General features: G+C 37.5%; 5 protein-coding genes. 1 reads left to right on the top strand and 4 read right to left on the bottom strand.

What is annotated here, in order from left to right; all coding sequences use genetic code 11:
• The first annotated feature begins 99 nt into the window (after positions 1–99).
• Entirely contained in the window at positions 100–399 is a 300-nt protein-coding gene (locus tag CK510_RS27210) for a hypothetical protein (protein WP_095724633.1), read from the top strand.
• Positions 400–451: 52 nt separating this feature from the next.
• Here CK510_RS27210 and surE read toward each other — a convergent pair whose 3' ends face one another.
• The 4 genes from surE to CK510_RS27190 form a co-directional block, all read right to left on the bottom strand.
• Positions 452–1,132 (bottom strand): 5'/3'-nucleotidase SurE, encoded by a 681-nt coding sequence (gene surE, locus CK510_RS27205; RefSeq protein ID WP_095724632.1) that lies wholly within the window; start codon positions 1,130–1,132, stop codon positions 452–454.
• A 558-nt stretch (positions 1,133–1,690) separates the two neighbouring features.
• A complete protein-coding gene (locus tag CK510_RS27200) occupies positions 1,691–2,416 on the bottom strand; it encodes an abortive infection family protein (RefSeq protein WP_095724631.1) in 726 nt (241 codons plus the stop codon).
• A 130-nt stretch (positions 2,417–2,546) separates the two neighbouring features.
• Positions 2,547–3,380 carry a carbohydrate ABC transporter permease gene (locus tag CK510_RS27195; protein WP_095724630.1) on the bottom strand — a complete coding sequence of 278 codons (834 nt, stop codon included), beginning with the start codon at positions 3,378–3,380 and terminating at the stop codon, positions 2,547–2,549.
• A 79-nt stretch (positions 3,381–3,459) separates the two neighbouring features.
• Complete coding sequence (locus CK510_RS27190) at positions 3,460–4,032, bottom strand: 5-formyltetrahydrofolate cyclo-ligase (RefSeq protein ID WP_095724629.1); 573 nt, start codon at positions 4,030–4,032, stop codon at positions 3,460–3,462.
• Between the last annotated feature and the right edge of the window lie 76 nt (positions 4,033–4,108).

The raw sequence follows: 4,108 nt of genomic DNA, 5'->3' as shown, positions 1-4,108 counted from the left end.
GATTAATATTGCAGTTACAAGATTATTAGGTAAAAGTTAATTTATTGAAAACGAGTCAAAGAATAATCTTTGCTTCATTAAAAAAGAGGTGCGATAAAAATGGTTGCAATCGGGTTTGAAACTAAGGTAAATCGGTTAGAGTCAATTGTCGAGCAAATTGGAGAAGCAGTACTAGCGACTACAGAAACAATTGATAAATTAGGCGATCGCATGGATAATCTGGGGGTGCAAATGGAGGAGCAAGGTAAGCAAATTCAGCAGCAGGGATATCAAATATTGGCATTATGCGATGCAGTACAAACACTTGCTGAAACTCAGGATGATTCGCTACAGAAGCTTTCCCAGTTAACCCAAACTTTAGACCGTTTAATGACGATGATTCAAGGAAGTGAAGATTAGTAGAGACGACCCACCGGGTCGTCTAAGACTTACGAATTAATAAATTCCCAATTCAAACCCGTAATTGTGTCACCGCGATATTCCCAGAGAAACAAACATCAACGTCACTACCAAGGGTGCGATCGCGTTGACTGTAGTCTCCTTGATAGTAAAAATCATTGCCTTCAACGCGATAATTCACAGGTAGAGGTTTGCTACAAGCTTGGCAAAAAATAATTTCTGGTTCCGGTTCTCCTGGTTGCAAATGGGGTAAATTCACGTTCCAAAAAGTACCTACTTCCCAAGTACGGGATAGTAAATCTTTTAGTACCTTCGCTGTCATATCTCTTGCAGCATCCCAATTATAATCAAGCTTGCCCTTGCGGTAATGAGAAATTGCGACTCCTGGAATACCAAGCATTGCAGCTTCGCGAACCGCCGCCACAGTTCCAGAAATATACCCATCAACGCCTAAATTTCCCCCAGCATTAATCCCAGATAAGACAAATTTTGGATTGGGACAAATATGAGTCAAAGCAATCCGGGTACAATCGGCTGGTGTTCCCCCAATGGCATATTCCCGTTCCGAACGACGGTGTAGAGAGATGGGACTAATGGTTGTCACCTGATGTCCACAACCTGATTGATGGTCTTTAGGAGCGACAATAATTGTTTGATAATTTTTGACAGCTTCCCATAATACCCGAATTCCTGGAGCATCAATACCATCGTCGTTGGTTAATATAAATGTCATTTTCTGTTTTTTCCTCTCTCTCGTCACCAAGTTGTTAATTTTATGGGATTACGAACACGATATAAGCTGAGTCAATCGCAAAGTATTTAAATATCAGATAAATATATCTTATTTATATTAAGATACATAAAAATTCATTTATATAACTTTAAGCTTAGTAATCTATCTACATTAAATCTAATAATTTCTCATAATTCTTTTAATTATGGGATTAGGACATCAAAAAATTGATTAGTCTCTATGGCTATTGACTCTATTCTCAATAATTCTAACGAAAAAAGGGCATCCTAGCCAAAGTGCCAAAAATATGCAAAAATAGTACTCTCAGGGGAGCAATTTATTTAACTATAAATTTTATAGCTGTAAACCTAGTAAAATCGTTATTTCTGAAGGTCATTTTTGATTAAATAGTGGGAATTGCGATCGCATTATGGAGAGGTGGAATTTGATGCGATCGTAAATAACATAAAACTTAATAAAGCTCAAAAACAGCAATTGACAATTTATCAAACTTGATATGTTTGGAGTTGTTTTAATAAAAGTAAAGTGTGTCCTTAACTACAATCTTAATTTTTCATCAAGATACTGGAGCAATGTACGTACTACATTAATAAAAAGCATCGCCTCATCTTTATCTAATAGATTTTCGTTGGGATGTGCCAAACTTGCGTGATTTCTAATTGGATTAAGCGAGTCCATAATCCCAGCAAACGATTGAAGAAGAGGATCAATTTTTTTTGAATTACCAGTAACGCTCTGAAGCTTTGGATGAGACTGACATAACAACTTAAATAGCTTGGTTATACCGTCGTTTTTTTTACTAAACTCAATATCTGCTTGAACACAGACTAAACCTAAATAACCATGCAAAGCAGTATGTATTCGGTCAACTCCGCTAACTGCCCCAGTGGTGGGAATTAAGGCTTCTACATCAGCGATTGCCTGTTCTACTGCTTGGCTACTAATCTTTAAATAGAGGGGTTTTTCTTTTTCTAATGAGGGATACAGGAAAGTAGTGTATACCGGACTTGGGAATCTTTCATCACCAATCTCATAGTCCCACAAAGATGATGACAAGTGTTGAAGAACGTTTATCTCACAACACACAGGGCACTTCACAACTTGCCATTTGTGATGAACGTCGTCTCCGCCATATTGCTCGACATCACCGACAATATAAGAGTCTTCACCTTCACAAACAATTCTCATCAACGCTTTAACTTTACAGTGTCCACATTGAACTTGTTCAGCAGTAAGACTATATTCCTGTTGAGAATCTACCAAATTAAGTTTCTCCTCATTGGATATGGCATTTTTAGAAACATTCTCATAACTGAAAACAGCAAAATTCCATCAAAATCAACAACTTAGTTCTAAGCTTTAGTCAGCCTGAAAATATTTAAATTTTTTTAGACTAACCTTTGACACCACTACCAGTATCAGTTGGGACAATATAACGTTGTAAAAATAGGAATAATAGCATTACGGGAGCAATTGAAATCACCGAACCAGCAGCAACCAAACGCCAATCGAGGGAAAATGTACCAGCTAATTTAGCAACACCAAGCGGTAAAGTGTACAAATTTTCATCCTGAATGACTATAAGAGGCCAGAGAAAATCGCTCCAAGCACCAATAAAGACGAAAATTGCTAGGGTTACGATCGCAGGACGAATTGCGGGTAACATGATATTCCACCACAAACCAAGTTCGGAAGAACCATCCATACGTGCAGCTTCTTCTAATTCTTTTGGGACTCCCAAAAAGGCTTGTCGCAACAGAAAAATGCCGAAAGCAGAGGCAAGACTAGGGAAAATCACCCCTAAATAACTATTTCGTAGTCCCATTTGAACTGTCAAAATATAGAGTGGAATCATGACAATTTGGAAAGGAATCATGATTGTGGTGACGATCGCAATAAAAATCCAGTCGCGTCCAGGAAATGATAATCTGGCGAGGGGATAAGCTGCTAAAGCGCAAAAAAGCAGGTTTATGCAGACAGTTAGCACTGCAATCAAGGTGCTATTGAGCATATATTGTCCAAATGGATTGGTTTGCCAAACGGTGACAAAGTTTTCCAAAGTGGGTTGTGCGGGTAATAATTGCGGGGGTGATTGAAATATATTTTCTGTCGGGGATTTTAATGCTGTTCCGACTAACCATAGTAGTGGGAATAGTGTAACAAGGGCAATCCCGCTTAATAGAGCGTACATTAAGGCTGTTTTGATTTTTGAGTTGTGCGATCGCATTTTAGATTTTAGATTTTGGATTTTGGATTTTGGATTTGTAGTTCCGGTGGAACGTCTTTTATTTAAAATATTTTGGATTTTAGATTTTAGGTTTTATTCCATTTTCAGTACAAACATTTTGTAATGGTTTATCCCAGCCTTGAATTGGTAATTCTGGTAAATATGCAAACTCAAATACAATTCCGATAGTTGGTTTTAAATTCCATTCGGGTAAACTGAGCATTCTGTCATAATAGCCTCCACCATATCCCAAACGAAAGCATTGTGAGTCACAAGCGACGCTAGGTACAAGAATTAAATCGACTTCGCAAGGTTGAATAACTTGGTTATCGGGATTGGGTTCGATAATTCCATAAGTACCAACTTGTAAAGAAGAGGAATTTTGCGTTTCTAGAGAATGCCAAAACATATTTTTTCCTAGACAACGAGGAAAACCCCAACGGTAATGAGAATTCGCAAATAAAGGACTTAAATCAGCTTCTTGACGAAAACTGAAGTAAAGCAAAATAGTTTTAGCTTGTGTAAATAAGGGAGATACTTGTAAGTGGGTACAAATGCGATCGCTCTTTTCTCTCCACTCAGTCACACTCATTTGAGTCCGTTTTTTGAGAAGTGAGTGACGTAATTCTATTTTTTTTGCTTTTTCTGACATTCACACATCTGAATAATTAGAAAATCTAGGTTTGAAGATTGATGAAATTCATACTAAGAACTAGTTAAAGATATAC

Source organism: Brunnivagina elsteri CCALA 953 (assembly GCF_002289455.1).
Classification (GTDB): domain Bacteria; phylum Cyanobacteriota; class Cyanobacteriia; order Cyanobacteriales; family Nostocaceae; genus Brunnivagina; species Brunnivagina elsteri.
This window is presented reverse-complemented; position numbering and strand designations above follow the sequence as displayed.